This is a genomic window from Herbaspirillum sp. B65 (genome assembly GCF_000333555.1).
Taxonomy (GTDB): domain Bacteria; phylum Pseudomonadota; class Gammaproteobacteria; order Burkholderiales; family Burkholderiaceae_D; genus Herbaspirillum; species Herbaspirillum rubrisubalbicans.
In genome coordinates this window covers 1-3,008 of the sequence record NZ_BADI01000975.1, presented here as the reverse complement: position 1 = coordinate 3,008, position 3,008 = coordinate 1, and the positions used below count along the sequence as shown (strand labels likewise).

At 59.8% G+C, this 3,008-nt stretch carries 3 protein-coding genes; all 3 read left to right on the top strand.

Annotated features, from left to right (window positions below; genetic code table 11):
• On the top strand, positions 1-1,083 hold a 1,083-nt coding region (gene dnaB / locus I5W_RS22915; protein WP_044530979.1), incomplete at its 5' end, for a replicative DNA helicase.
• Positions 1,084-1,291: 208 nt separating this feature from the next.
• On the top strand, positions 1,292-1,918 hold the full coding sequence (locus I5W_RS22910; protein ID WP_017450965.1) for a DUF47 domain-containing protein: 627 nt from the start codon (positions 1,292-1,294) through the stop codon (positions 1,916-1,918).
• A 61-nt stretch (positions 1,919-1,979) separates the two neighbouring features.
• Positions 1,980-2,987 (top strand): inorganic phosphate transporter, encoded by a 1,008-nt coding sequence (locus tag I5W_RS22905; protein ID WP_044530978.1) that lies wholly within the window; start codon positions 1,980-1,982, stop codon positions 2,985-2,987.
• The last annotated feature ends 21 nt before the right edge of the window (positions 2,988-3,008 follow it).

The following is a 3,008-nucleotide window of genomic DNA, read 5'->3' as shown; positions in this document are numbered from 1 at the left end:
GGCCACATCCGCCGTTATGCCGAGATCGTGCGTGATCGCGGCATCTTGCGCAAGTTGATCACGGTGGCCGATGAAATCTCCGGCAATGCCTTCAATCCCCAGGGCAAGGACGTGAAGTCCATGCTGGATGAGGCCGAATCGAAGATCTTCGCCATCGCTGAAGAAGGCTCGCGCGGCTCGCAGGGCTTCATGGAAATCCAGCCACTGTTGACCCAGGTGGTCGAGCGTATCGATGAGCTCTATAACCGTGACGCTTCCAGCGACATCACGGGCGTACCCACCGGCTTCATCGACCTGGACAAGATGACCTCCGGCTTGCAGCCGGGTGACCTGATCATTGTTGCCGGTCGTCCGTCCATGGGTAAAACCGCTTTCTCGATCAACATCGGTGAGCATGTCGCTATCGAATCGGGCTTGCCGGTGGCCGTGTTCTCCATGGAAATGGGCGGCGCCCAGCTTGCCATGCGTATGCTGGGTTCGGTGGGGCGCCTGGACCAGCACCGCCTGCGTACCGGTCGCCTGCTGGACGAGGACTGGCCGCGCCTGACGCACGCCATCCAGAAGATGAACGATGCCCAGTTCTACATCGACGAAACTCCGGCCCTGTCCCCGATTGAATTGCGCGCCCGTTCGCGCCGCCTGGCTCGCCAATGCGGCAAGCTGGGCCTGATCATCATCGACTACCTGCAACTGATGTCGGGCAATGGTGGCAGCTCCTCCGAAAACCGCGCTTCCGAAATCTCGGAAATCTCGCGTAGCCTGAAGGGTCTGGCTAAGGAACTCAATTGCCCGGTCATTGCGCTGTCGCAGTTGAACCGCTCGCTGGAACAACGCCCCAACAAACGCCCCGTGATGTCGGACTTGCGCGAATCGGGCGCCATCGAGCAGGATGCTGACGTTATTTTGTTCATTTACCGTGATGAAGTTTACAATCCCGACTCGCCCGACAAGGGAACTGCGGAAATCATCATCGGCAAGCAGCGTAATGGCCCCATCGGCAGCATTCGCCTGTCCTTCCTGGGGATGTATACCAAGTACGACAACTATATCGGTAATCTGGCGCAGCCTTACGGCGGCGACTGAAGGGTGTCGGGTGGCGCGGCAGTACAGCGCGCCGCTGCACCAGGATCACGGGCGGCGCAGTGCCGCTCGTGTCATGTAGGACGAATGGCTCCCGAGGCCATTCGTGCTGGACCGGCAGGGCGGAATGAGGGCTCCCGTGGGGGAGGCAGCCGCAGGCCGGTTCGAAACGGCGCTCCAACCGGGCGCTCACCATTGATGAGAGAGAAAAATGTTTGGACGATTGATGCCCACTGAAGGCAAATTCTTTGACCTTTTCAATCAGCACGCCGAATTGGCGGTCAAGTGCGCGAAGGAAATGGTAGCGCTGATGACCAATTTCGATGACCTCGAAATTCGCGTGCACGCCATTGAAGCCGTCGAGAAGGAAGCCGACAAGGTGACGCACAATGCCATCGAATTGCTGCACAAGACCTTCATCACGCCGCTGGACCGCGATGACATCCACCAGTTGATCACCCGCATGGACGACATCCTGGACCTGCTGGAAGACGCTGCCCAGACCATTTCCCTGTACGACATCAAGTCCATCACTCCTGAAGCCAAGCGTCTGGCCGAGCTGTGCCTGTCGTGCGCGGAAAAGGTGCAGGCTGCTGTCGGCCTGCTGTCGAACATGGACAATTCGCGCCAGATCCTGTCGATCTGCCAGGAAATCGACCGCCTGGAATCCGATGCCGACCACGTCATGCGTGCGGCCATGTCCAAGCTGTTCCGCGATGAACCGGATGTGCGCACGCTCATCAAGCTCAAGGCCATCTATGAAATCCTGGAAACCGTGACCGACCGCTGCGAAGACGTGGCCAATATCATCGAAGGCATCATCGTCGAAAACGCCTGATCCCCTGGCGTAGCGGCGATTCCAAAAAGGGGCGCCGCTGGCTTCACACAACGGTTTCCCCATGCAAACAATCCAAATCAGCTTACATATCCTCGCGTTGTTGATCGTCCTGGCACTGCTGTTCGACTTCATGAATGGCTTCCACGATGCCGCCAACGCGATTGCCACCGTGGTTTCCACCGGTGTGCTGCGCCCGCAGACCGCGGTGGCCATGGCCGCCTTCTTCAACCTGGCGGCGGTGTTCGTGTTCCACCAGCTGCACGTCGCAGCCTCGGTAGGCAAGGGCACCATCGACCCTGCCATCGTCGACCAGTACGTGATCTTCGGGGCCTTGATCGGCGCTATCTTCTGGAACCTGGTGACCTGGTATTACGGCATTCCGTCTTCTTCCTCGCACGCCCTCATCGGCGGCCTGGTCGGTTCGGCCGTAGCCAAGGCTGGCACCGGCGCGCTGATCTCGGCAGGCCTGTTGAAGACGATTCTCTTCATCGTGCTTTCTCCCTTGCTGGGCCTGGTGTTCGGTTCGCTGATGATGCTCGCCGTATCGTGGATCTTCTATCGCTCCACGCCCCGCAAGATCGACGGCTGGTTCCGTCGCCTGCAATTGCTGTCGGCTTCCATGTATAGCCTGGGCCACGGCGGCAACGATGCGCAAAAGACCATCGGCATCATCTGGATGCTGCTGATCGCTTCCGGCTATTCCTCGCCGGAAGCGCCGCCCATGTGGGTCATCATCTGCTGCTACTGTGCCATCAGCCTGGGCACGCTCTTTGGCGGCTGGCGCATCGTCAAGACCATGGGGCAAAAGATCACCAAGTTGAAGCCTGTCGGTGGTTTCTGTGCCGAAACCGGTGGTGCGATCACCTTGTTCATCGCCACTGCATTGGGTATTCCGGTCTCGACCACGCACACCATCACCGGCGCCATCGTCGGCGTGGGTGCGGCGCAGAAGATGTCGGCCGTGCGCTGGGGCGTGGCCAGCAACATCGTCTGGGCCTGGATCTTCACCATCCCGGCGTCGGCCTTCGTGGCGGCCATTGCCTGGTGGATCGGGGTGCACGTGCTGTAAGCCAGGCGCTGCCCCAAAAAC